The sequence below is a fragment of the Halomonas sp. MMSF_3323 genome, from assembly GCF_030733595.1.
GTDB lineage: Bacteria > Pseudomonadota > Gammaproteobacteria > Pseudomonadales > Halomonadaceae > Halomonas > Halomonas litopenaei.
On the sequence record NZ_JASHIT010000006.1, the window covers coordinates 136,856 to 161,113 of the forward strand.

23 protein-coding genes are annotated in these 24,258 nt (G+C 63.7%); 11 read left to right on the plus strand and 12 right to left on the minus strand.

The genetic code is table 11. The features are described from left to right. Positions 1 to 50: 50 nt before the first annotated feature. The 3 genes from RBB39_RS04550 to RBB39_RS04560 all read right to left on the minus strand — a co-directional run bounded on the left by RBB39_RS04550 (position 51) and on the right by RBB39_RS04560 (position 2,978). Positions 51 to 1,343, minus strand: coding sequence for a TRAP transporter large permease (locus tag RBB39_RS04550; RefSeq protein ID WP_045994308.1), 1,293 nt, complete (start codon positions 1,341 to 1,343; stop codon positions 51 to 53). 6 nt (positions 1,344 to 1,349) lie between these two features. Continuing rightward, entirely contained in the window at positions 1,350 to 1,862 is a 513-nt protein-coding gene (locus RBB39_RS04555; RefSeq protein ID WP_045994307.1) for a TRAP transporter small permease, read from the minus strand. Positions 1,863 to 2,003: 141 nt separating this feature from the next. Next, a complete protein-coding gene (locus RBB39_RS04560; RefSeq protein ID WP_045994306.1) occupies positions 2,004 to 2,978 on the minus strand; it encodes a TRAP transporter substrate-binding protein in 975 nt (324 codons plus the stop codon). Between the two features lie 167 nt (positions 2,979 to 3,145). Here RBB39_RS04560 and RBB39_RS04565 point away from each other — a divergent pair, with 167 nt between their 5' ends. Continuing rightward, positions 3,146 to 4,186, plus strand: coding sequence for a LacI family DNA-binding transcriptional regulator (locus RBB39_RS04565; RefSeq protein ID WP_108133746.1), 1,041 nt, complete (start codon positions 3,146 to 3,148; stop codon positions 4,184 to 4,186). A gap of 60 nt (positions 4,187 to 4,246) precedes the next feature. On the opposite strand, the gene RBB39_RS04570 is transcribed toward RBB39_RS04565, so the two are convergent. The 7 genes from RBB39_RS04570 to RBB39_RS04600 form a co-directional block, all read right to left on the minus strand. After that, complete coding sequence (locus RBB39_RS04570) at positions 4,247 to 4,516, minus strand: hypothetical protein (RefSeq protein WP_315900842.1); 270 nt, start codon at positions 4,514 to 4,516, stop codon at positions 4,247 to 4,249. 162 nt (positions 4,517 to 4,678) lie between these two features. After that, positions 4,679 to 5,929 (minus strand): TRAP transporter large permease, encoded by a 1,251-nt coding sequence (locus RBB39_RS04575; RefSeq protein WP_239452597.1) that lies wholly within the window; start codon positions 5,927 to 5,929, stop codon positions 4,679 to 4,681. After that, positions 5,929 to 6,429: a TRAP transporter small permease gene (locus RBB39_RS04580; RefSeq protein WP_239452596.1), complete on the minus strand. Its 501-nt coding sequence runs from the start codon at positions 6,427 to 6,429 to the stop codon at positions 5,929 to 5,931. The genes RBB39_RS04575 and RBB39_RS04580 overlap by 1 nt, the downstream gene beginning before the upstream one ends. Then, positions 6,430 to 7,467 carry a TRAP transporter substrate-binding protein gene (locus RBB39_RS04585; protein ID WP_253029036.1) on the minus strand — a complete coding sequence of 346 codons (1,038 nt, stop codon included), beginning with the start codon at positions 7,465 to 7,467 and terminating at the stop codon, positions 6,430 to 6,432. A gap of 406 nt (positions 7,468 to 7,873) precedes the next feature. Beyond that, positions 7,874 to 8,146, minus strand: a complete 273-nt coding sequence (locus tag RBB39_RS04590; protein WP_083970643.1) for a type II toxin-antitoxin system mRNA interferase toxin, RelE/StbE family — start codon at positions 8,144 to 8,146, stop codon at positions 7,874 to 7,876. Next, positions 8,146 to 8,403 (minus strand): type II toxin-antitoxin system RelB/DinJ family antitoxin, encoded by a 258-nt coding sequence (locus RBB39_RS04595; protein ID WP_045994821.1) that lies wholly within the window; start codon positions 8,401 to 8,403, stop codon positions 8,146 to 8,148. The genes RBB39_RS04590 and RBB39_RS04595 overlap by 1 nt, the downstream gene beginning before the upstream one ends. Before the next feature lie 107 nt (positions 8,404 to 8,510). Beyond that, on the minus strand, positions 8,511 to 10,130 hold the full coding sequence (locus tag RBB39_RS04600) for a glucan biosynthesis protein (RefSeq protein ID WP_045994822.1): 1,620 nt from the start codon (positions 10,128 to 10,130) through the stop codon (positions 8,511 to 8,513). Between the two features lie 268 nt (positions 10,131 to 10,398). On the opposite strand from RBB39_RS04600, the gene RBB39_RS04605 reads away from it, so the two are divergent. Both RBB39_RS04605 and RBB39_RS04610 read left to right on the plus strand, forming a co-directional pair. Next, positions 10,399 to 11,460 (plus strand): HlyD family secretion protein, encoded by a 1,062-nt coding sequence (locus tag RBB39_RS04605; RefSeq protein WP_045994823.1) that lies wholly within the window; start codon positions 10,399 to 10,401, stop codon positions 11,458 to 11,460. Then, positions 11,450 to 12,601 (plus strand): DUF2955 domain-containing protein, encoded by a 1,152-nt coding sequence (locus tag RBB39_RS04610; RefSeq protein ID WP_083970644.1) that lies wholly within the window; start codon positions 11,450 to 11,452, stop codon positions 12,599 to 12,601. The genes RBB39_RS04605 and RBB39_RS04610 overlap by 11 nt, the downstream gene beginning before the upstream one ends. 169 nt (positions 12,602 to 12,770) lie before the next feature. Here RBB39_RS04610 and RBB39_RS04615 read toward each other — a convergent pair whose 3' ends face one another. Further along, complete coding sequence (locus RBB39_RS04615; RefSeq protein ID WP_083970645.1) at positions 12,771 to 14,036, minus strand: beta-propeller fold lactonase family protein; 1,266 nt, start codon at positions 14,034 to 14,036, stop codon at positions 12,771 to 12,773. Between the two features lie 92 nt (positions 14,037 to 14,128). On the opposite strand from RBB39_RS04615, the gene RBB39_RS04620 reads away from it, so the two are divergent. From RBB39_RS04620 to RBB39_RS04650, 7 genes are all read left to right on the plus strand, one after another. Beyond that, the gene (locus RBB39_RS04620) at positions 14,129 to 14,251 is read left to right on the plus strand and encodes a hypothetical protein (RefSeq protein ID WP_287164521.1); all 123 of its coding nucleotides are present in this window, start codon (positions 14,129 to 14,131) and stop codon (positions 14,249 to 14,251) included. 307 nt (positions 14,252 to 14,558) lie between these two features. Then, entirely contained in the window at positions 14,559 to 15,590 is a 1,032-nt protein-coding gene (locus RBB39_RS04625) for a LacI family DNA-binding transcriptional regulator (protein ID WP_045994825.1), read from the plus strand. Positions 15,591 to 16,263: 673 nt separating this feature from the next. Continuing rightward, positions 16,264 to 17,514, plus strand: coding sequence for a Gfo/Idh/MocA family protein (locus tag RBB39_RS04630; protein WP_253029035.1), 1,251 nt, complete (start codon positions 16,264 to 16,266; stop codon positions 17,512 to 17,514). Positions 17,515 to 17,643: 129 nt separating this feature from the next. Next, a complete protein-coding gene (gene araD, locus RBB39_RS04635; protein WP_045994826.1) occupies positions 17,644 to 19,371 on the plus strand; it encodes an L-arabinonate dehydratase in 1,728 nt (575 codons plus the stop codon). A gap of 103 nt (positions 19,372 to 19,474) precedes the next feature. After that, the gene (locus RBB39_RS04640; RefSeq protein WP_045994827.1) at positions 19,475 to 20,404 is read left to right on the plus strand and encodes an SMP-30/gluconolactonase/LRE family protein; all 930 of its coding nucleotides are present in this window, start codon (positions 19,475 to 19,477) and stop codon (positions 20,402 to 20,404) included. Positions 20,405 to 20,423: 19 nt separating this feature from the next. Further along, a complete protein-coding gene (locus RBB39_RS04645; RefSeq protein ID WP_045994828.1) occupies positions 20,424 to 21,206 on the plus strand; it encodes an HpcH/HpaI aldolase/citrate lyase family protein in 783 nt (260 codons plus the stop codon). A 61-nt stretch (positions 21,207 to 21,267) separates the two neighbouring features. Further along, positions 21,268 to 22,032 carry an SDR family NAD(P)-dependent oxidoreductase gene (locus RBB39_RS04650; RefSeq protein WP_157033130.1) on the plus strand — a complete coding sequence of 255 codons (765 nt, stop codon included), beginning with the start codon at positions 21,268 to 21,270 and terminating at the stop codon, positions 22,030 to 22,032. Here RBB39_RS04650 and RBB39_RS04655 read toward each other — a convergent pair. Beyond that, positions 22,029 to 22,301 carry a hypothetical protein gene (locus tag RBB39_RS04655; RefSeq protein WP_157033131.1) on the minus strand — a complete coding sequence of 91 codons (273 nt, stop codon included), beginning with the start codon at positions 22,299 to 22,301 and terminating at the stop codon, positions 22,029 to 22,031. The genes RBB39_RS04650 and RBB39_RS04655 overlap by 4 nt on opposite strands. Before the next feature lie 83 nt (positions 22,302 to 22,384). On the opposite strand from RBB39_RS04655, the gene iolD reads away from it, so the two are divergent. After that, complete coding sequence (iolD, locus tag RBB39_RS04660) at positions 22,385 to 24,235, plus strand: 3D-(3,5/4)-trihydroxycyclohexane-1,2-dione acylhydrolase (decyclizing) (RefSeq protein ID WP_045994830.1); 1,851 nt, start codon at positions 22,385 to 22,387, stop codon at positions 24,233 to 24,235. Positions 24,236 to 24,258 lie beyond the last annotated feature (23 nt).

Below are 24,258 nucleotides of genomic sequence, written 5' to 3' on the forward strand. Positions count from 1 at the left end.
TTGAGATAAGCCCGCCGGGCAAGGCCCTGGAGCCTTGCCCGGTCGCGGCGTCATTTGAGCAAGAGGTTGGGGAGGAACATCACGATGGACGGAAACAGCGTGATCACGATCAGCACCGCCACCAGCGGGATGTAGAACGGCAGGGTGGCCCGCACCAGGGTGTTGAAGGGCAGGTCGGTGATCTTCTGGATGGCGAACAGCACCGTGCCCACCGGTGGCGTGATCAGCCCGATCATCAGGTTGAAGATCATCAGCACGCCGAAGTGCACCGGATCGATGCCGTACTGCACCACCACCGGCACCAGCAGCGGCGTCAGCAGAAACAGCGCCGGCACCGAGTCGATGAATAGTCCGATCAGCAGGATGAACAGGCTCAGCAGCAGAAGCAGCAGCATAGGATCGCTGACCGTGGCGAGCAGGAAGTCGGCGACCAGGGCGGTGACCTGGTAGCGTGCCAGGATCCAGCTGTAGAGCGCGCTGCCGGCGATGATCAGCAGCAGCACCGAGGTGTCGATGGCGGTGTCACGCAGGATCTGGACGAACTCGCGCAGGGTGATCGAGCGATAGACGCAGAACGAGATGATCATGCAGTAGAGCAGCGCCACCACCGAGGCCTCGGTGGGGGTGAAAAGCCCCGACAGGATGCCGACCAGGATGATCACTGGCGTCAGCATGGGCAGCAGGCCCCGCGACAGTGCACGGGTGAATTCGGCCATGGTGGCGCGGGCCCGGGTCGGGTAGCCACGACGATGGGAGATCACCGCCACCATCACCATAAGGCCGGCACCCATGAACAGGCCCGGCAGGATGGAGCCGAGAAAGATCGCGGCGATGGAGGCGTTGGCCAGGGCGCCATAGATGACCGCCGGAATGCTGGGCGGGATAATCGGCCCGATGGTGGCGGAACTGGCGGTGACCGCGGCGCTGAAGTCGGTGGGAAAGCCATCGTCTTCCATGGCCTTTATCTCCACCGCGCCAAGCCCGCCAGCATCGGCCACCGCTGAGCCCGACATGCCGGCAAACAGCATGCTCGCCAGCACGTTGACGTGGCCGAGCCCGCCCTTGAGGTGACCCACGGCGCAGCGCGCCACGTCGAACACCCGATCAGAGATGCCGGCGGAGTTCATCAGCCGGCCGATCAGCAGAAAGGCGGGAATCGCCAGCAGGGTGAAGCTGTTGACGCCGTACAGGGTGCGCTGGGCGATCATCTCCAGCGGGATCTCGGCGAAGCCACGGGTGTAGGCCAGCACCGCCGCCGATGAGGCGATCATCGCAAAGGCGACCGGCACCCCCAGCATCAGCAGCACGATCAGGCCGACGAACATGATGGCAAAGATTTCCATGGTGTCTTACTCCTTGGGTTCGTCAGGCAAGGTGGAAGGCTTGCCGCGCAGACGAACGACGAGGTCCTCCACCAGCAGCAGTGCCATCAGGCCGGCAGCGACCAGCTGCATCAGGTACAGGTAGGAAAAGCTCATGTCGAAGGTGCTGGCGAAGATGCCGGCGGTGCGCTCCATCATGTTGAAGGCGCCCCCCATGATCATCAGAAGCACCAGGATGCTGATGGCGTCGGCGGCGACCGCCGCCCAGCGCTGGGCGCCCGCTGGCAGCAGGTCGGTGACGACGGTGATGCGGATGTGTTCCTGGTAGCGCAGCGCCAGCACCGAACCGAGAAAGATCTCCGCCAGGAACAGATAGCGGGAAACCTCGTCGGTCCAGGGCACCGCGACGCCGAGGGCATAGCGTGCGATTACCTGAATGGCCATGACCAGCAGCATCAGGCCGAAGGCACCGACTACCACGGTGGTCAACAACCACCAGAAAGCACCCAGTGCCCGGGACAGGGTAGGAGATGAGGTCATCGGACACTCCGTTGCCCCCGCCGGGTGGCGGGGACTTGACTCAAGGGAGGGAGGCCTCGGTCGGCGAGGCCCCGTGGGACGGTCAGATGCTGTGCCAACCCTCGAGGCAACAACGCCTTCGGGGTTAGCGCCGCCTCGGACTTACTGGATCAGTGACAGCACATAGTCACGAACGGCCGGGTCGTAGTCCTGGGCGATCTCTTCCACGGCGGGGCGCGCGGCCTGGCGGAAGGCGGCGACATCGGGCTCGACCACCTCCATGCCTTCTTCCTTGAGTTTTTCAAACAGCTCCGCCTGACCATCGCTGACCAGTTGATCGCCCCAGGTGGTGGCGTCGTCGATGGCGGACAGGACGATGTCACGGTGTTCGTCGGACAGTTCCTGATAGACGTCTTCGTTCATCAGCCAGTGGAAGAACGAGTAGACGTGCTCGGTGCGGCTGACATAGTCCTGCACCTCGAACAGCTTGCCGGCGTAGATGTTGTCCACCGGGTTTTCCTGCATGTCGATGACGCCGGTCTGCAGCGAGGTGTAGACCTCCGGCCAGGCGATCGGGCTCGGCAGTGCGCCGATCTCGCCCCATACCGCGACCCAGGGCGCGATCTCCGGCACGCGCATGCGCACCTCGCTGACGTCCTCCGGGGTCTTGACCGGGGTCTTTGAGGTCAGGTTGCGGGGGTTGCGTGCCGACAGGCCCACCAGGCGCATGTTGCCCTTGGCGATCAGGCTCTGATTCAGCGCCTCGCCGATCTCGCCTTCGTAGATCTTGCGCGCCTGGTCACTGGAGTCGTAGACGAAGGGCAGGTCGGCGGCGGCAAACTCGGGGGCATACAGGGTCATCGGCATGGAGCCACCGAGGGCGATGGCGTACTCGCCGTAGCTGGCGCCTTCCAGGTGGTCGCGCTCGCCACCGACCTCGGTGCCAAGCAGGGTCACCGTCAGCTCGCCATCGGACTCGCTCTCGATGGTGTCCTTGAGGCGCTCGCCGATCTTGAACATGGCGTGGGACGGGTCGGTGTGGATGGCGATGGCCAGGTCTTCGGCGGCGGCGGTGCCAGCGGCGCCGAGCGAGATGGCGGTGACCAGGGCAAGGGGGGTGAGGCTGCGTGCGTTCATTGTCGTTGTCTCCTCGGGGCGTATCGTCCGACGACGCTATTGCGTCGAGGCGTAGTCGAAAGGTAGCCGACATTGCATGGGTAGCGCTACCATTAAGATGGTAGCGCTACCCATACTTTGGTCTTGGGTTACACTGTGGCCAAAGGAATCTTCGAGGAAGGACGCCAATGGACAGCCAGGAAATTCGCTCACGCAAGCGCCACCGGGGCAAGGGCCGAGTGACCCTGGCCGACGTGGCCCGGCAGGCGGGGGTCGCGCCGATCACCGTATCGCGGGCGCTGAATACGCCGGGGCGAGTCTCCGCCGAGGTCAAGGAGCGTGTTGACGCGGCGGTGGAGGCGCTTGGCTATGTGCCCAACCTGATCGCCGGGGGGCTTGCCGCAGCGGGCACCCGGGTAATCCCGGTGATCGTGCCGTCACTGGCCATCCTGACCTTTATCGAGGTCATCGACGCCATCCAGAAGCGACTGGAGGCGGCGGGCTATCAGATGCTGCTGGCCACCACCGACTGGGATCTGGACCGCGAGGCCAGTCTGGTCGATACGGTGCTCGGCTATTCGCCGTCCGGGGTGATCCTGACCGGTCTGCGCCACCGCCCCCGGGTGATCTCGCGACTCAGGGACTGGGGACGCCCGGTGGTAGAGATCATGGAAGTGGGCGACGACCCCATCGACATGAACGTGGGGGTGGATGGCGTCGCCCTGGGTCACGCTATGGCGTCCCATCTGCTTGAGCAGGGCTATCGGCGTATCGCCTTCGTCGGCTCTCACCTGGGGCATGACTACCGGGCGGCACAGCGCCTGGAGGGCCACCAGCGGGCGCTGGAGGAGGCGGGCGCGGCCTGTGGCGGGGTGCTGGAGTACCACGAGCCGGCGTCCTACGAGGTCGGCGTACGAGCGCTGGAGGATGTGATGGCAATGACACCGCGACCGGACGCCATCCACTGCTCCAACGATATCGTCGCCAGCGGCGTGCTGCTGGCGGCAAGCCGCCAGGGCATCAGGATTCCCGAGGAGCTGGCGGTGGGGGGCTATCTGGGGTTGCCGCTGGCGGAGCACCTGACGCCGAAGCTGACCACCCTGGCGGTGGCCCGTAGCGAGATGGGCACCCAGGCGGCGGAACTGCTGCTCGAGCGTCTGTCCGGCAAGACCCCGGAACGGCCGATCCGGGATCTGGGATTCACCCTGGTGAAGGGCGGCAGCACCTGAGCATCAGCAGGTCCTGGCGAGGCCTGTACCACCGGTGAAATGAGGGAGCAAATCGGGCGATCATTCTTCCGGGATAACGCCCGGTTCACGATACTTGACGCCTTCGTTCTGGCGCTCCTGTTCGGTCTTGTGCTCATCCACCGGGGGAACGCCCCAGACCGTCTCCTTGTGTCCGTCATCGTAGGTGTAGGTGGTGCAGCCGGCGAGGCTTGCCAGCAGCAGGGCGGCGATCATGGCGGCGATCATGGCGCGGCTCGGCAGGCCGATCCTTGCTTGGTGCAGGAAGGCGCGAAGGCCGGGGCGGGCAACGACAGGCAGGCGAAGGGACATGAAGGCTCCGGATGTCAGGGTACGGTGAAGCTGCAAAGGAGTCGCCGATGAAGCGGTCCATCGCCAGTATGGCGCTGTGGCAGCAAAGAAAAAACCGCGGATCCTGGTGACAGCATCCGCGGCTCGCTGGTTGGCGCTAAACCGGCCTTCTCGCCTCCGGCGTCAGGACGAGAGCCACAGGGGCACGTAGACCACCAGCAACAGCACGCCGATCAGCCCCAGCAGGTAGGGCAGGATGGCACGGGTGATACGCTCGAGCGGCAGCTGGGTCACCGAAGAGGCCACGTACAGGTTGATCGCCACAGGGGGTGTGATCATGCCGATCGCCAGCCCCACCACGATGATCAGGCCAAAGTGCACCGGGTCGATGCCGAGCTGGGTCACCAGCGGCAGCAATACCGGTGTCAGGATGATCAGGGCGCTGGCGGTCTCGATGAACACCCCGGTCAGCAGGATCACCGCCACCACCAGCAGCAGGATGACGTAGGGATCGGTGGACAGCGACAGCACCGACTGGGCGATCTGGGCCGGCACCTGGGCGCTGGACAATGTCCAGCTGAGCACCGCCGAGGTGGCGATCACCAGCATGATCACCGAGGTGGTGATCGCCGAGCGGATCATCACGGCGTACACGTCCCGATAGGTCAGGTCGCGATAGACGAACAGCGACACCAGCAGGGCGTAGACCACCGCCACCACCGCCGCCTCGCTGGGGGTGAACACCCCCGAGAAGATCCCGCCGAGGATGATGACCGGCGTCATCAGCCCCCAGCTTGCTGCACGCAGGGTCCGCCAGATGGTCGCCAGCGACAGCGGGCTGCCGTGGGGGTACTGGCGACGGTGGGCCTGGACCAGGGCGATGGCACCGAGGCCAAGACCCATGGCCAGCCCCGGCAGAAAGCCGGCCAGAAACAGGTCCGACACCGACTCCTGGGCGATGACCGCGTAGATGATCATCGGCACCGAGGGTGGGATCACCACGCCGATGGTGCCACTGGCGGCGATCAGACTGGCGGCGGAGGCCGGGTCATAGCCCTTGCGCTTGAGTTCCGGCACCAGGCTCGAGCCCACCGCAGCGGTGGTGGCCGCACCGGAGCCTGAGATGGCGGCAAAGAACATCCCGGCCAGTACCGACACCAGCGAAAGCCCGCCCTTGAGAAAGCCGAACAGGCTGTCGGCGAAGTCGACCAGCTTGCGGCTGACCGCGCCCTGGGCCATGAGGTCGCCGGTGAGGATAAACATCGGCACCGCGACCAGGGCGAAGGTGTTTATGCCCTGGAACATCTGTTGGGGCACCACGGCGAGCGGTGTGCCCTGTACCACCAGCGTCACCAGGGTGCTGGCGCCGATGGTGAAGGCGATGGGCACGCCGATCAGCATCAGCACCACGAAGGAGATGAACAGCAACAGCATCACGCCACCTCCTGCGGGCTCGCCGGCGTCTGGCCGGTGAGCTCTCGCACGATCGCCACCAAGGTGGTGAAGGCCATCAAGGCGCCTGCCAGGGGCATCACCGCGTAGACCCAGGTCATCGACAGGCGCAGTGACGCCGACTTCTGGAAACTCTGCAACTGCATGTAGTTCCAGCCGATGATGATCAGCGCCAGCAGAAAGGCCAGCACCACCAGGTGGGCGATGATCCTGGCGACTCGTCCGCCAAGGCCGGGCAGGGCGTCGACCACGAAGGTCACGGCGATATGACGACCGGCGCGGTAGGCCAGGGTAGCGGCCAGGAAGGTGATCCAGACCAGCAGAAAGCGTGCGACCTCTTCGGTCCAGCCCACCGCGGTGAAGGCTACCCGGGAGATGATCTGCAGGGAGATGACGCCGATCAGCGCCGCCATGGCGGCGAACACCACCGGGCGTGTCACGGCGTCGAGTCCCCGCTCAAGGCGTTCGAGCAGGGACAGCACTTACTTGGACTCCCCGGCCTTCAGCGCTTCCTGGATGCGCGGCAGGTAGTCGCCGAACTGCTCGCCGTAGGTCTCGTAGACCGGAGCGACGGCGTCCTGGAAGGCGGCGATGTCGGGGGACTCCTCGATCTGCATGCCGGCTTCCTTGAGTTCGGCAAGCTGTTGCTCGGCCATGGCGGCGTTCTGCTCACGCTCGTACTCGGCGGCTTCCTGGGCGGCGGCCTCGACGACCTCCTGGGCGGCCTCGGGCAGCTTCTGCCAGGACGGCATACCCATGACGAAGATCGCCGGGGCGTAGGTGTGGCGCGACAGCGTCATGTAGTCCTGGGTCTCGTTGAGCTTGAACGAGTGGACCACGTTGATCGGGTTTTCCTGGCCATCGATGGTGCCCTGCTGCATGGCGGTCAGCGCCTCGGTCCAGGCCATCGGCACGGCATTGGCGCCGAGTTCGCGGAAGGTGTCGACGTAGACCGGGTTTTCCATGACGCGGATGCGCAGGCCGTCGATGTCCTCGGGGCTTGCCACCGGGCGCTCGGAGTTGGTCAGGTTGCGGAAACCGCGCTCGGCGTAGGCCAGGCCCTTGAGGTTGACGTCGGCCAGCCTGTCGAGCAGTTCCTGGCCGATGGGGCCGTCGAGTACCGAGTAGGCCTCCTCGGGCGAGGCGAACAGGAACGGCAGTTCGAATACCGCCATGGGCTCGACGAAGTTGGCCACCGGGCCGTTGGTGATCACGCCCATGTCGACGGTGCCGATCTGCATGCCCTCGAGCAGGGTGCGCTCATCACCCAGGGTGGCGTTGGGGAAGATCTCGACGTCGACCTTGCCGTCGGTGCGGGCTTCGACCAGCTCCTCGAACTTGGTAGCGGCGATATGGAAGCCGTCCTGCTCGTTGACCACGTGGGCCAGGCGCAGCTTGACCGGGTCCATGTCGGCGAAGTCGTTGGCCTGGGCGGCGGACGTGGCAAGCGCAGTGGACAGAGCGATGCTGGCGGCCAGGGTGGTCAGGGCAAGGGGGCGGGGCGCGATGTGGCGTGTCATGGGGGTTCCTTGGTGGTGTTCAGCGAAATGGCGTCTTCTCGGCGGGCCGTCACTTTACGATGGTAGCCGCCTAGCGCCTTGTTTTTGTTGAGAGGTTGGAGTGATCTAGCAGCCACGATCATGCCGGAAGCGGCGCCACGCGGTCAATTCGGCTGAGTTGAGGGGGAAGAGCAAAGGATGAGAGCAGGGGAATTACCCTGTGTCGTGGTGTCGGGAACCGCCATGCGGGGAAGGGTTTCAGGCTAGGCGCTGTTCGAAAAGTCGACGAGCGAAGGTTAGACAAGGCAAAAATTGGTGAGAAAGCGCAGTTTACGGGGTGTAAATGAGCATTTTGACCGGGCTGGCGCACCAGCCGATTTTTAACGCCGTATTACCGAGCGCAGGCACTTTTCAGACAAGCCCTAGCCTACTCGCGGAAGAGATCTGCGTGGCTACCTGTCCGGGCCAATTGCAGTTGGTCATCCACGACGCGATACAGCAACAGCCAATCTGGCTCGATATGGGCATCTCGGTAACCCTTCCAGTTTCCCTGCAATGCATGATCCTGGTAGGTATCCGGCAAGGGCGCTTGCTCAAGCAGCAGGCCCAGCAGTCGGCGTAGCTTTTCCATGTCCTTGCCGCGCTTCTGGACCCGCTTTACGTCTCGCTTGAACTGGCTCGAGCGAACTGGGGTCAGCATTAGATGCCTAGATCGTCGAACAGCGCATCCGCACTATCGAAGCGCTTGCCCTTTCCGGCTTCGAGCTCTTCCAGCGCCTTGGTCGTGGTGGCGCTTGGTACCTGCACCGCAAACGGCAGGCGCTTTTCGTCGGCGATCCGCAGCATCAGCAGGCGGATGGCGTCGGACACGGTCAGGCCCATGGCATCGAGGGCGGCGGTGGCGCGCTCTTTGGTCTCGCTGTCGATGCGAGCTCGGACCACGGTATCGGTACCCATGAATGTCTCCTTCTCATTGGTAGCCACTGTGTAGCTACATTGTGGCCTGGCACTGGCAACTTGTCATCAAGGAAGGAGGGCGCCCCGCATCGTCGGTGGGGGGGCGACTACAAGTGATCGGGGTTATGCAACTCGCGCTCATCGCCGGGCGGCGGCGTCCACTGGTAGATCCAGGTCTCCGACAGCGGCTTGCCTTCGCTATCGCGCAGATACAGACGCAGATTGATCGGCTCGGTGCCCTCGTCCGGTGGTACCACATCGAACATGGCCCGGTAGCCCTGGATGGCGTCCAGCGGTCGGGCCGAGGTGATCTCGACGCGCCCGGCGCTGGTCTCGATGACCGGCTCCACCTCGGCCTCGCTTGCGTCATCGAAGGGGAAGGGGCCGCCGCGGAAGTCCACGGCGAAGCGCCAGCTGAAGTACTCGCGACGTTGGCCGACGACGCCACCTAGTCCGGTACGGGTCGCCACGCAGCGCGACAGGCTGGGTTGCTGTGGCGGCAGGTCGTACCAGCTCAGACGATAGGCGTAGCGTAGCTCCTGGCCGGCCTCCACCGGGGCCTTGGGTTGCCAGTAGGCCACGATATTGTCGAAGGTCTCGTCCTTGGCAGGCAGCTCCACCAGGTCCACGCTGCCTTCGCCCCAGCCCTCGGTAGGTTCGACCCACACGCTGGGTCGGCGATCGTAGTAGACCCCATCGTCCTGGTAGTGGTCGAAGTCGTGGTCGCGCTGGGCCAGGCCGAAGCCCTGAACATGGGTGGCGGAATAGGCGTTGTAGCGAAGCTGGGGCGGGTTTACCAGCGGGCGCCACAACCATTCGCCGCTTTCGGTGTGGATCGACAGCCCATCCGAGTCATGGATCTCCGGGCGCCAGTCATAGTTGACGTCACGATCGTTCTCGCCGACCAGGTACATGCTGGTCAGTGGCGCGATGCCCAGACGCTCGATCGTCTTGCGCGGATAGAGGGTCGCGGCCACGTCCATGACCACGCCTTCGACGTCGCGACGAATATCGAAGCGGTAGGCCCCGGTGGTGCTCTCCGACTCGAGCAGGGCGTAGACGATGAGCTTGTCTTCACCCTCGGGCTGTTCGAGCCAGAAGCGGGTGAAATCGGGGAATTCCTCGGGTTCGCTGCCGGCGGTGTCGATAGCCAGGCCCCTGGCCGACATGCCGTACTGCATGCTCTGACTGACCGCACGGAAGTAGCTGGCGCCCAGGAAGGAGGCGATATCGCGCTTGGGGTCCTGATGATGGTGCAGGCGGAAGCCGGCGAAGCCGAGGCGTTCGGATAGCGTATCGGTATCGACCACGCTATCCCCATCGGCATTGGAAAAGTTGAATAGCGCCGGGTCGTAGGCCAGTTCCTGCGCCTGTCCCTGGCTGACCTGGTAGATCCTGACCGGGGTGGTGAAGCCACGACCCAGGTGAAACAGCTGGGCCGTATAGGGCGCGTCGCTGTTGCTCCACAGGGCGTGGTCGGCGCGGTAGCCGATGGCCTGGTAGTCGTCCCAGGAAAGGGACTTGAGCTGGTCGGGCAGTTCGCCTTCGTGATCCTGGTGAGGTTGCCCCGACAGATGGCGGGCGAAGCCTTTCAGCCAGGCGTAGTCGAAGGAGACCTTTTCTCCGGTGGTCATGAGCCGCTGGTCCAGCGCGGCCAGCAGCGGGGAGATTGGCAGGGCGTAGGCGCTGAGGGCGGTGGCCGCCTTGAGGAAGTCACGTCGCTGCATTTCCATCATCCTTGTGGGTCGAGCATGTCGGGTGTCGGGCGACTGCCTGGGTAAGCAGTCGCTACGCCTGGTCGAGCACGTCGAAGGGTACGACTGCCCGAATCGGCAAAGGTTCAGGAAGGGTGCATGAAGGGTCTCAATATTGTTAACAGGCTAACAAAGTGCTAGTCTACGCGGCCGGTCGACGGGGGACGCCTTCGTCAAATACCGAGCGGCTCCGTCACGTGAGCCCGTCAAGTCAGCCCGTCGTGTAACCAAGAGGAATACCATGACCCCCGACCAGCGCTTCAGGTGGATCGTTCGCCTGGCCTTGGGCATGTTCGTCCTGATGTTTGCCTATTTTGTGGTGGCAGATACCTACATGCCGATGACCCCGGAGGCGCGGGTCATGCGCCCGGTGGTGCGTATCGCCCCGGAAGTCAGCGGCCCCGTCGAGCGGGTCCACGTCAGCAATAACGACCATGTCGAGGCGGGTGATCCGTTGTTTCGTATCGACCCCGCGCCCTTCGAGCTGGCGCTTGAGCAGGCGCGACTGGAACGGGAGGCAGCCCGCCAGCAGAACGCGACTTTGAGCGCCAGCATCGCATCGGCCCGCGCCGCCCTCGAAGCGGCCCGCGCCAGGGCCCAGGAGAGCGCCCAGGAGCGCCGGCGAGGTGAGCGCTTGATCAGCCAGAACAGCATCTCGCGCCAGCGCCTTGATGGCCTGGTAGCCACCGACCGTCAGGCCCAGGCCGAGGTCAAGTCCGCCGAGGCCGAAGTGGCGCGCTTGGAGGCCGAACTGGGTGCCGAAGGGGAGGCCAACTTGCGTTTGCGTCAGGCCCGCAACGCCCTGGAGCAGGCCGAGCTCGATCTCGACCACACCCTGGTGCGGGCCCAGCATTCCGGCACGCTGAGCAACCTGCAACTCGAGGTGGGTGACTACGCCACCCAGGGACAGCCAGCGCTGGCGCTGATCACCGATGAGGTCGAACTGATCGCGGATTTCCGCGAGAAGAGCCTGCGCAAGGTCACCGCCGGCGACGAGGCCCGGGTGGTGTTCGACGCCATGCCCGGCCAGGTCTTTGCCGCCCGGGTAGAGAAGCGCGACGCCGGGGTCTACGACGGACAGATCAGCGCCGACGGTAACCTGGCCGACATCCCCACCACCGACCGCTGGCTGCGCGACGCCCAGCGCCTTCGCCTGCACCTTTCGCTGGCCGGGGACGCACCGACGAGTCTACCCACCGGCTCCCGCGCCACGGTGCAGCTGTTTCCCGGGGAGCACCCGCTGGCCCATCCGCTGGGGGCGCTGCAGATTCGGCTGATGTCCTGGCTGCATTATGTTTATTAACCGGCTACCGGCGTCGTTTACCAAGCGGCCACGGGCGTCGTCTACCAAGCAGCTACGGGCGTCGTCTATTAAGCAGCCACCGGCGTCGTCAGGGCAGCAGCAACCGAAGGCCTCGAAGCTCAGCGACAACGGCCTGCGCCAGTGTCTGCGTATCGCGGTGGGGGCCTGGTTCGGCTTTCTGATCAGCCAGCTGATGCACTGGAACTATGGTGTCTTCTTCACCGTCTTTCCGATGTTTCTGCTCGGGATCATTCCGGTGTTCAACGCCCATGTGGTGCGCCAGTTCCTGGGTAACGCCTGCCTCAATGTGGTCGAGATCAGCCTGGTGGTGGGGTTGACCCAGCATCTGCCGGTGGTGATGACGGGACTGGTGTTCCTGATGTTCCTGGGACGCTTCACCCTGATGGCCAGGGGGCCGTTGTTCGTGTTCGGCGCCAACGGCGTGCTGACCCTGAGCATCATGCTGCATTTTGCCAGCTACCCCGACCTCGACCTGTTCGATCTGCTGGCCAGCAACACCGTGGCGAGTTTTCTGGCGGTGGCCATCGCCGCCCTGATGCACTGGCTGTTTCCCGATGTCACGCCGCGACAGCCGCCACCACGTCAGGCCAAGACGGCGGCGCTGAAGCGCCATCAGGCGTTGATCGGGGCGCTGACCGCGACCCTGTCCTTTCTGGTGTTTCAATTGCTCGATCTGCGCGACTCCCTGTCCGCGCAGATGGCGACCATCCTGATCCTGTTTGCCCTCGGCTACCATGGCGCCCGGATGTCGGCCTGGCGTCGTGCCATCGGCACTCTGTTGGGCTGCAACCTGGCACTGGTGCTGCAAATGGTGCTGTTCACCAAGAGCGACCATCTGCTTCTGGTGCTGCTGGCCTACGCCATCGGTCTTTTGCTGTTCGCACGGGAGCACGTCATCGAGAACGCCGGCTCCGGCATCGGCTTCGGCGGGCTGACGACCCTGGGTATCCTGTTTGGCCAGTACCTGAGACCCGATCAGGATCTGGTCGTCGACGCCGTCTATCGGTTCAGCTCGATGTGCGTGGCACTGCTGGTCACCCTGGCGGTGATGGCGGTACTGCATCGGCTGCTGGATCTATGGCCTGCGGCCTCGAGCCGGGAAGCACCGCGCACGAGTTGAGTTTTTTATGCTGCTTGCAATAGAGAAGGGGGCCGTGTCAGCACGGCCCCCATTTTAGCTACTTTACCTACCCGGCTGATCTGGCGATTTTGGTCAGCTTCCTGGCGAAGCTTTGTGGCATAGCTTTCTGCTCTGGTCGCCGCCCCCTAGTCCTTGTCCGAAAAGTCGCCTAGCCGCCCTGGGGCAGCGGGATGGTCACCAGCCCGTAGGAGTGGACTTCGGCACTGCCGGGATAGGCATCGACCACGCTCAGGCTGCCGTCATCGTGCTGGATCTCGAACACCCAGGTCTTGCCGGTGTTGCCGCTGATGATGTTGACGTAGTTGCCGTCGGCGCTCAGGTCCATGTCGGCGAAATACTCGTTGTAATCCTCGGCGCGGTAGGCGGCTTCTTCCAGCAGAGCGATGCTGCCGTCCTCGGGATCGACGCTGAAGGTCGACAGGCTCGAGGTATGGGAGTTGGTGGTCCAGGCGTACTTGCCGTCTTCCGAGGTGGTGACCCAGCAGGCGGCCTGCTCGCCACCCCAGATGTCGTCGCCAGTCATCACATCCGCCGACACCAGGGTCAGCTTGCCGTTCTCGTCGATGTCGTAGGACGACATGGAGCCGGTCTGGCCCTCGTATTCCTGCAGGAAGGGATACTTGGCCTTCGATTCCTCGGAGGACGGGTGGAACTGGTAGCCCTGGGTGATATAGCGGGTTTCGGTCACCAGCAGGGTGCTGTGACCGTCCGGGCGAGTGACCAGCTTGGTGCCGATGGGCAGGGCGAAGAAGCGCTCCTCGCTCAGGTGCGGCGACTCGAGGCTCGAGATCGGCTCCTGCGACAGGAGGCCTTCGTCGTCCACTGCGTAGACATGCACCATGCCGGTAAGAAAGCCGACAAGCGTCAGGTACTTGCCGTCCTCGGTGAACTCCATGCTGACCGGAGAATCGTCCAGCGGCCGAACGGAGTCGGGGATCTCGGTCAGGTTGCCATCGCCATCGATGGTAAAGCCCTTGATCACCCCCGGCTCATCGTTGGCACCATCGGTGCTGGCGACGTAGACGATGTCGCCATGGCCGTCGATGGCCTTGGGTTTGGCGCCGCCGGCATCCACCACATTGTTGAGCGTCAGCGTCAGGTCGTCTTCGACGTGAAGTGACGACAGGGTGCCGTCGCCGACGTTGGCCACCAGTACGTTGCGGTTGTCTGCCGAACGCCACACGCCGTAGGCCGAACCGAGCGGGTCGAGGCCGCCATCCATGCCGTTGCCCGTGCCGCCGGTGGTGTACTCGCCGACTTTCTCCAGGGTGCCATCGTCAAACTGGCGCCAGGCGATCAGCGAGTTCTCGTCGGCGTTGTTGGTGGCGACGTAGACACCACCCGTCACGTCCCTGGCCATGGCAGGCAGGGAAACCGAAAGCAGGACGAGGCCCATCAAGACTGGATTTTTCATAGCGTACCTTGGTCAGTTTTTGCTTTTCTTGTGCCGCGATGCCGGCAGATCCAGGCATTCAGGCTAGTCGTGGTTTATGTAGGTGCTCGCCGGTGAGTCCTTACGCCTACCAGGGCAAGCAGCCCAGGTCAGCTGGCTCGCGCCATGGCCTCGACGGCGTCGCCGGGATCAGCGTGCACGTCATTCAATTGCCATCGTTGAAGTTGCCGGAGTGAGAGCATCTAGCAGAAACTGTGCTTTAAAGAATCGTTGTTGAGATAAAGCTTAGGCAAGATTGCGCCGCAATGATGCAGGTGACTGTCGTCAAACGCGCGTGCAACAATCGGATTTTCTGCTGGCAATCCAGGCTGCTGGATTTCAAGGTGAGCCAAGGTGTCCATCAAGGGATTCGCCAGTGCAACGAGGCGGTGCGCAGTTCGGCGACGGTGTGCGACGCTCGAGACGCTGTAGAATGTCGCGAGGGGCCTGAAGTCGCCGCGGTTGGGTGATCCGAGGAAGCGAGCTCGCAAAGGAGTAGTTGGCATGACGAAAACGAGCGACCGGTCGCCGTCGGGGCGCGTCACCATCACCGACGTGGCGCGCGAGGCCAGGGTGTCGATCGCGGCCGTGTCACGCGCCATGAATCCCAACGGCAGCAGCTCCCCCGAGATGCGCAGCAGAATCCTCGCGGTGGCAGACAGTCTTGGCTACAAGCCGAACCGCCTGGCACGTGGCATCAAGTCGCGCTCCAGTCTGATCGGCATCCTCGTCACCAACTTCGAGAACCCTGCCTATCTCGCCATTCTCAGCGAGTTTTCTTCCGCCATTCAGCGCTACAACTGCCACACCTTGTTGATCAACGTGAATACCGCCAAGAGCATCGAGGAGGCCGTCTCCCTGGTGATGGAGTATCACGTGGATGCGCTGATCGTGACGTCCGCCTCGGTGCCTGCCGAACTGGTCGAAGCCTGCGAGCAGCACAGGACCCCGGTGGCGGTCTTCGGGCGCGATGCGCCGGATTCCGGCGCTCTGGTGGTGACCTGTGATGACGAGGAGATGGGGCGGATGGCGGCGGATCACCTCCTGGACAGCGGCTATTGTCGACCGGCCTATGTCGGAGCCTCTTCCAACGAGCAGGCCACCCAGGATCGCCTGCGTGGTTTCTCGCAGCGACTCGAGCAGCGTGGACAGCGTCTGCATGGCCATGCCGAAGGCCTGAGGCACAGTTACGAGGCAGGCTACACGGCCACCTGCGAGCTGCTGAACAGCACCCCCGGTATGCCCGACAGCATCTTCTACTTCGATGACATCATGGCCTGTGGTGGGCTGGATGCGATCCGCCATGACTTTTCGTTAAGGGTCCCTGACGACGTCGGCGTGGTCGGCATCGATGATATTCAGTTTGCCTCCAGTCGGTCGTTTGACCTGACGACCATTCGCCAGCCGTTCAGTGACATGGTGGAACGGACGGTGGCGGGGCTTTTCGAGCGTGTGCAGCGGCCCGCCGTGTCAGCCGATCGCGTCCTGTTGCCCTGTCATATTGTCCAGCGCAGCACGACCCGTCGCATCACCTGAGGATGCCATCTTTCCCGGTTGTCCGTGGGCAGGCGGGATGGCTGATTGAGTGTGCGTCGATGACTTGAACAGTTGGCGATATCTCTGAGTAAGGCCTTCGCTTTTTCTCGCTTCTGGTAGTTGCAGCCAATCCCGTCATTTCATGAACTCTCCTTTTTGCCGCCACTGAGCAGGGCGGTGTCTCGGCGGTGAGCCCTCAGCCTGTACGCAATGGATGATCGCGCTGAATCATGTGGCGTCGAGGGAAGTGTGTTGCACGCTCCGTGTCGACGACATTGGTGTCCTTGTGTTCGGGTATCGCTTATCCAGGTGTAAATGTAATCGCAAAATTTTTTGAAGAGATTTCCTTTTTATGTAAGAGATCGCTTGGCCTGGTCCGTGTTAATCGAGGATGAACGAGCCGATACGATGAGTTTTTCGTGAATTAATCCTTGGTATAAATCGCGATGAAAACGTTTTCAAAAGCGTTTTTGATGCGCTAGCCTCGGTCCACATGAAGGAGGGCGCCGATACCAGTTCCATCGATACCAGGTGTCGTCCACTCCAAGCTCCAAGGCTCGAGTGTCTGCCATTCAGCATCGATAAAGTTGATCGATAAAGTTAGTCGATAAAGTTAGTCGATAGCGGCGCTCGATAAAGGCTTTCGGTAAAGGTTCTTGAAAAGGTTCAACACATGACACAGCGACCGATGTCTGACGCCTGCGATACCTCGGCCCAATCTTCCTTGCCGATGGCAGGGCAAGCCTCGCCGCAGGCATCCGGCGAAGCCGGGGCAGCCCGTCCACTGCGGCTGGCGATGATCGGTGGTGGCGTTGCGTCGTTTATCGGTCAGGTTCACCGGGCGGCGGCGCAGATGGATGGGCGCTACCAGCTGGTGGCAGCGGCGCTGTCGTCGAACGCCGACCGTTCGCTACAACAGGCACGGCAGCTGGGCGTTGCGCGTGGCTATGGCGACGGCGAGACGCTGTTGCGCGAGGAAGCCGCCCGTGAGGACGGCGCCGAGGTTGTCGCCATCCTGACCCCCAATGACTCGCACTTTGCGCTGGCAAGACTGGCGCTGGAGCTGGGTTTTCACGTGGTGTGTGAAAAGCCGCTGACCAATAGCCTGGCGCAAGCGCGGGCACTCGAAGCCTTGGCGAAACGAGGCGAGCGATGCTTCTGTGTGGCCTACGGCTACACCGGCTACCCCATGGTGCGTCAGGCCAGGGCCATGATCGAGGCGGGGGAACTGGGCGAGATTCGACAGCTCCAGTGCGACTACGTCCAGGGTCACCTGGCCAGGATGAGCGATGCCGAAGTGGCGGGAGAAGACTGGCATATGCAAGCCGCCGTCGCGGGCGAATCGTTGATCCTGGGTGACATCGCCACCCATGCCTTCCACATGCTGGAGTACGTTTCGGGGCTCAGTACCCGTGAAGTCAGCGCCGATGTGGTCGCAGTGGTGCCCGAGCGCACGGCCCATGACAACGCCAACCTGATGCTGCGTTACACCAATGGCGCCAGGGGCATGATGTGGATCACCCAGGCGGCTGCCGGCGCCGAGCATGGCCTTTGCTTTCGTATTTTCGGCAGCAAGGGCGGCCTCGAGTGGCACCAGGAAAATCCCGACAAGCTGCTGTTCCGACGCCTGGACGACGCCCCTCAATGGTTGTCCAAGGGCGCGCCAGGACTGCACCCGGCCTCCCGGCGGGTATCGAGTGTGGCCTTTGGTCACCCGGAGGGCTACCGAGAAGCCTTTGCCAGCCTGTACAGCGACCTGTTCGAGGTGATTGATGCCGCGCGTCATGGGACCAGAGCCGACCCCCTGGCGTACTGGTATCCGGACCTCCGTGCGGGGGTGCGCGGGGTGGAGTTCGTGGCGACAGCCTTGGCATCGACCAATGCCAATGGGGAGTGGGTGGCGATGCCAGCAACATCCCCCTAGGCATTTGGCTTCGATACCCCATCAGGGGCTGGATGTAACGCCGCCCCGTACGGGATGGCGGTGGTGACACAACAATAACCGGCAGGACGGCCAAAGTGGTGAGGCTGAAGTGTGGCTCAGGAGAACGCAATGCACGCGAAAAGTGTGGATGATCTGCGCAGTAATCGCTGGTTCAAGCGGGATGATCTTCGTTCATTCGGACATCGTTCCCGAGTGAAGCAGATGGGCTATTGGGATGAGGAGTTCGTCGGCAAGCCGGTGATCGCCATCATCAATACCTGGAATGATCTCAATACCTGCCACTCCCACTTTCCCGAGCGGGTCAAGGATATCAAGCGCGGGATTACCGCCGCCGGGGGCTTTGCGGTGGAATTGCCAGCGATATCGTTGGGCGAACAGCTGATGAAGCCCAGCGCCATGATGTATCGCAACATGCTGGCCATGGAAGTGGAAGAGCTCTTGAGAAGCTACCCGGTGGATGGCGCCGTGGTCATGGGCGGCTGTGACAAGACCACCCCTGGCGTGCTGATGGGCGCCATTTCGATGAATCTGCCGACCATCTACGTACCGGCCGGTGCCATGCTGCGTGGCAACTTTCGCGGGCAGGTGCTGGGTAGCGGTACCGATGTCTGGAAGTACTGGGACGAGCGTCGCATCGGCAACATCTCCCAGGCCGACTGGAACGACATCGAGAACGGTATCGCCCGATCGGCGGGGACCTGCATGACGATGGGGACCGCGGCCACCCTGATGTCGATCGGCGAGGCCTTGGGCATGAGCCTGCCGGGGGCCTCGAGCATCCCGGCGGTGGACGCCAACCATTCACGGATTTGCTTCGCCAGCGGCAAGCGGGCGGTGGACATGGTGTGGGAAGACCTCAAGCCCACCGACGTGATGAGCGAGGCATCCTTTGACAATGCCATCGCCGTGGACATGGCGATCGGTGGTTCCACCAACGCCATCATTCATCTCGTCGCCATGGCGGGGCGCCTCGGCATTCACCTGCCGATGGAGCGCTTCAACGAGATATCGCGACGCGTGCCTCTGGTGCTGAACCTCAAGCCATCCGGTGAGTTCCTGATGGAGGACTTCTTCTACGCCGGGGGACTGCCGGCGCTGATGTCGACGATCGGCGAGGAGCTGGCGCTCGATGCCATGACCGTCACAGGCCGCCGCCTCGGCGACAATATCGAGGGGGCAAGGGTCTGGCGACCGGAGGTCATTCACTCGCTTGAGGAACCGGTCAACAGTTCCGGCGGGACCGCCGTGCTAAGCGGCAGCCTGGCGCCCAAGGGCGCCATCATCAAGCCGACCGCGGCCGATCCGCGGCTGCATGTCCACCAGGGGCCGGCCTTCGTGTTCGAGACCATCGCCGAGCTCAAGGCACACATCGACGACGAGGATCTCCCGGTGACGGCCGACAGCGTCATCGTGCTCAAGAACGGCGGGCCGGTGGGCGGCCCTGGCATGCCGGAGTGGGGGATGATGCCGATCCCCGGCAAGCTGCTCAAGCAGGGGGTGCGTGACATGTTGCGCATCTCGGACTCCCGCATGAGCGGCACCAGCTACGGAAGCTGCATCCTGCACGTGACGCCGGAGTCGGCGGTCGGCGGCCCCCTGGCGGTGGTCAGGACCGGAGACATCATCTCGGTGGACGTGCCCAATCGGCGCCTGGACCTGCTGGTCGAGGAGGCGGAGATCCGCCGTCGCCTGGAAGACTGGCAGCCGCCGGCAGATCGCCATCCGCATGGCTATGCCGCGCTGTACAAGGCGCACGTGACCCAGGCGGATGAAGGCTGCGACTTCGACTTCGCCAAAGGGGCGCCCGGCAGCATTCCCGAGCCGGACATCTACTGAGCATGGGACAGCGTTCTTTACTTCGCCCGGTACGTCGTCCGGTACGTCGCCCGGTACGTCGCCCGGCGTGGCCGGAGGCGTTGCCAACAGAGGAGCAGGGGATATGACCAGCGTCGAAGTGCTGATCGAAAGTCGTGCCGAGCTCGGCGAATCGCCGGTCTGGGACGCCGAGACGGGGTGCCTGCTTTGGGCCGACCTCTACGCCCCGGCGATCGAGTCCTGGCGCCTTGCGGATGGTCATCGCCAGCGCTGGGTGTTGCCGGAAACCCTGGGCTCCTTTGGTCGTTGCGACGATGGCCGCCTGGTGGTGGCGATGCGCTCGGGCATCCATCTTTTCGAGCCGTCAAGCGGCGCGCTCGAGTTTCTCTGCTGTCCTCCCGGCGAGCCGCTGGCCGGCACACGCTTCAATGACGGCAAGGTAGGCCCCGACGGGCGTCTGCTGGTGGGGACCATGGACGAGCAGTGCAGGTCGCGCCCGCTTGGTTCTCTTTACAGCGTGTCCCGTTCGGGCGAGACCACACGTCTGCACCAGGGATTCATCGTTGCCAACGGATTGGCCTGGAGCGCCGACGGCCGCCGTCTCTACTTCAGCGATACGCGCCGCGACACCCTTTATGTCGCCGACTATTGCCTGGAGAGCGGCGCCATGGGGGCGCCCCGGGTCATGGCGGTGACCGATCCCGCCGTGCACGGACGTCCCGACGGTGGCGCCACCGACGTCGCAGGTGGGTACTGGAGCGCCGGTGTGTTCGGCGGCGTGCTCAACTACTGGGACGATCGCGGGCGTCTGGCGCGACAGGTATCGCTGCCATGCACGGGGCCGACCATGCCGTGCTTTGGCGGCCCGGACATGAAGACCCTGTTTGTCACCACCCTGCGCAAGGGACTGTCCGAGGCCGATCTGGCGGCGTTTCCGCTGTCCGGCAGCGTCCTTGCGCTGGAGGTCGAGGTGCCGGGTGTGCCGGTCTCGACCTTCGGCGGCGCGAGCCGACACGCCGAGCTGGCGCCGTCTTCCCCTCCGGCATTCTTGTGAGCCCTATACGGAGCAGAACATGAGAACCAATCGAATTCTGTCGCACATCAAGGAAGGCACGGGCGTGGTCAATGGTTGGCTGTCGTTGCCCTGCGGTTTTTCTGCCGAGGTCATGGCCCACCAGGGCTGGGATAGCCTGACCATCGACATGCAGCACGGGTTGATCGACTACCCCCAGCTGGTGGAGATGTTGACGGCCATTTCGACCACCCCGACGGTGCCGCTGGTCAGGGTGCCGAGTCTCGAGTCGGGGCTGATCATGAAGGTGCTGGACGCCGGGGCCTACGGTGTCATCGCCCCGCTGATCAACAGTGCCGAGGATGCGCGGGCACTGGTGGCGGCCTGCCGCTATCCGCCCCTGGGTGTGCGCAGCTTCGGTCCCCACCGCGCCATGCTCTATGCCGGTAATGACTATGTCACCCATGCCAACCACGAGCTGCTGGTGCTGGCGATGATCGAGACCCGGGAAGGCGTGGCGAATCTCGAGGATATCCTCGCGGTGGAAGGCCTCGACGGTATCTATATCGGTCCCGCGGATCTGGCACTGTCCCACGGCAAGACGCCGGGGTTCGACCATGACGATAGCGAACTTGACGCCATCATTCAGCGGTTGGTCGATGGCTGTCGCCAGCAGGGAAAGATCGTCGGTATCCATAACGGCAGCGCGGCACACGCCCGCGAAATGCTGGCCCGTGGATGCGATCTGGTGACGGTGTCGTCGGATGCGCGAATGCTGGTGGCAGGTTCGAGCAGCATTCTGCAGGAGATGCAGCGCGAGGCGACGGGAAAGGCAGGTTATTGAGAGCCTTAGGTGTCGCAGATGAAGCAGGACAGAACATCCAGGTGATGTGGAGGGTTTTCGATTGGACAGCTATGCACGGTATCCGAGCCTCGAGGGGCGCCATGTGTTCATCAGCGGTGGGGCGTCCGGTATCGGTGCCAGCCTGGTCGAGCATTTCTGCGAGCAGAAGGCCTGCGTCAGTTTCATCGATATCGACGAGCAGGCGGGATCACTACTGGCACAACGACTGCAGCGCCAGGGCGGCCAGGTGGCGTTTACCCGCTGCGACGTGACCGACATCGAAGCGCTGCGGGCGTCGATCGCGCAGGCGGCTGGCGCGTTCGGCCCGGTCGAGGTGCTGGTCAACAATGCGGCGCGGGACACCCGTGTGCCCTTGAGTGAACTGGACGTCGACACCTGGGACGACCTGCAGGCGACCAACCTGCGCCACGCGGTGTTTGCCTGCCAGGCCGTCTTCGCCGGCATGAAAGCGGCCGGGGGCGGGTCGATCATCAACTTCAGCTCCCCCAGCTTCATGCGACGTTCACGGGATATCTGTGCCTACTCCAGTGCCAAGGCGGCCACGATAGGGCTGACCAGAACCTTGTCCCGGGACATGGGCGACGCCGGCATCCGCGTCAACACCGTGCTGCCAGGCTGGGTGATCACGGAGCGGCAGAAGTCCCTGTGGTGGAGCGCGGAGCTCGAGCAGCAGGTGCTCGAGAATCAGAGCCTCCACCAGCGCGTCAAGCCAGAGGATATCGCCCGGATGGTGCTGTTTCTTGCCGCAGACGACAGCCAGATGATCAGCGGCCAGACCTTTATCGTGGATGGTGGACTGGTCTAGCCCAGGAGCGCCTGGCACGGGTAGCGGGTTAGCCACCGGCTGACGGATTCGCGCAGAGCGCCAGGGCCAGCACGCAGAGGGCAAGTGTCAGCCTCTCTTTTTTGACGACGAATGAAAACGTTTTCATGCAGTGCGGCAAGCAGTGCGGCAAGCAGCGCGGCAAGACATGGTGCGGTGAAGGTCTGCAGCGGGTTTGCGCTGTCGGTGACCGCAGCGAGCGATCGCAATGAACGCTCACAGCGAGCGATCACAGTGAACGAGATATTCATGGGCCAGTCGTCAGCGTCCGGAAGACGGAATTCATCCGTTCGCCGGTACTTCGATGCAGCCTTCGGGATGACGGGAGAAAGAAATGAAGACGACAAGATTGACGGTGTCCGAGGCCATTGCCAGCTTTCTGGCGGCCCAGAAGGTCGAGCGGGACGGACACATCGATACGCTGTTTGGCTGCGGCTTTGCCATCTTTGGTCACGGTAACGTGACCTGCCTCGGCCAGCAGCTCAACCGCATCCAGGACGTGATTCCGTTGTGGCGGGGGCAGAACGAACAGTCGATGGCGATGGCGGCGGTGGCCTATGCCAAGGCCAATCGGCGCGAGCGGATCGGCATCGCCACCACCTCCATCGGGCCGGGCGCGACCAATATGATCACCGCCGCCGGCATCGCCCACACCAACCGCCTGCCGCTGTTGATGCTGGCCGGTGATGCCCACACAAGCCGTCTGCCGGACCCCGTGCTGCAGCAGGTCGAGCACCCTCATCAGCCGGGCTTGAGCGTCAATGACGCCTTCAAGCCCGTCACCCGCTACTGGGATCGCATCACCCACCCGGCGCAGATCATCCAGTCGCTGCCGGCGGCGGTGGCAACTCTGCTGGACCCCGCCAACTGCGGGCCGGTGCTGATCTCGCTGCCCCAGGACGTGCAGGGGCTGGTGTATGACTACCCCGAGGCGCTGTTCGAGGAGCGCGTGCACCGAATTCGCCGCCCGGAAGCCGACAGCCGCAGCATCGACGAGGCCATCGCCTTGCTGAAGAAGGCCGAAAGGCCGCTGATTCTGGCCGGTGGCGGAGTGCACTACTCGAAGGCCAACGAGCGCCTGGCGGACTTTGCCGTGCGCCACCGCATCCCGGTGGTGGAGACCATCGCCGGTCGCGCCTCGCTGCTGCAGTCACACCCCTGCAACGCGGGACCTGTCGGCGTCACCGGCAGCGACTCGGCCAACGCCCTGGCACACGACTGCGATCTGCTGCTGGCCGTGGGCACCAGGCTTCAGGATTTCACCACCGGGTCATGGTCGCTGTTTCGGCATCCGGACCTTGCCATGGTGTCGCTCAACGTGGCACCCACCGATGCGTACAAGCATCGGGCGCTGGCGGTCGTCGGTGATGCCCGGCACAGTCTGGCGCGGCTCGATGACGCTCTGGGCGACTGGCAGGCAGACGCCGCTTGGCTGGACAGCGCACAGGCGCTGGCGGCCGAGTGGAAGGCGCTTTGCGCTCGGCGCGGCGAGATCACGCCCGGCCAGGTGGCGTCCTACGCCCAGGTGGTCGCCGCAGTCAATACGGTGCAGCAACCGGGGGACACCGTGCTGACCGCCGCCGGCGGTCTGCCGGCAGAGCTCAACATGAACTGGCAGAGCCGTCAGCTTGGCAAGTTCGACATCGAGTTTGGCTATTCGTGCATGGGCTACGAAATCGCCGGCGGCTGGGGTGCCAAGATCGCCAACCCCGACAGCGATGTGGTGGTGCTGGTCGGTGACGGCTCCTACATGATGCTGAACTCCGATATCTACAGCTCGGTGCTGACCGGCCACAAGATGATTGTGGTGGTGTGCGACAACGCCGGTTACGCGGTGATCGACAAGCTGCAGAACAACAGCGGCAATCCCTCCTTCAACAACATGCTGGCCGACTGTCGCAGTCAGGCAGATGAACTGGTGCGCGTCGACTTTCTCCAGCATGCCCGTGCCCAGGGCGCCCATGGCGAGCACCTTGGCGACATCGCCGACTTCCGCGCCGCCTACGAGCGTGCCCAGGAGAGCCCGCGTACCTACGTCATCGTGGTCGATATCGATCCCACCAAGTGGTCCTCCTGCGACTGCTGGTGGGACGTGGGACTGCCGCAACAGGTGCCCGATGGGGTCGACGCCGAGCGCGTCGCTGCCATGGACGCCGGTCGTGTCCACCAGCGTCGCGGTATCTAGCCACGTCACCGAGCCAGGGCGTG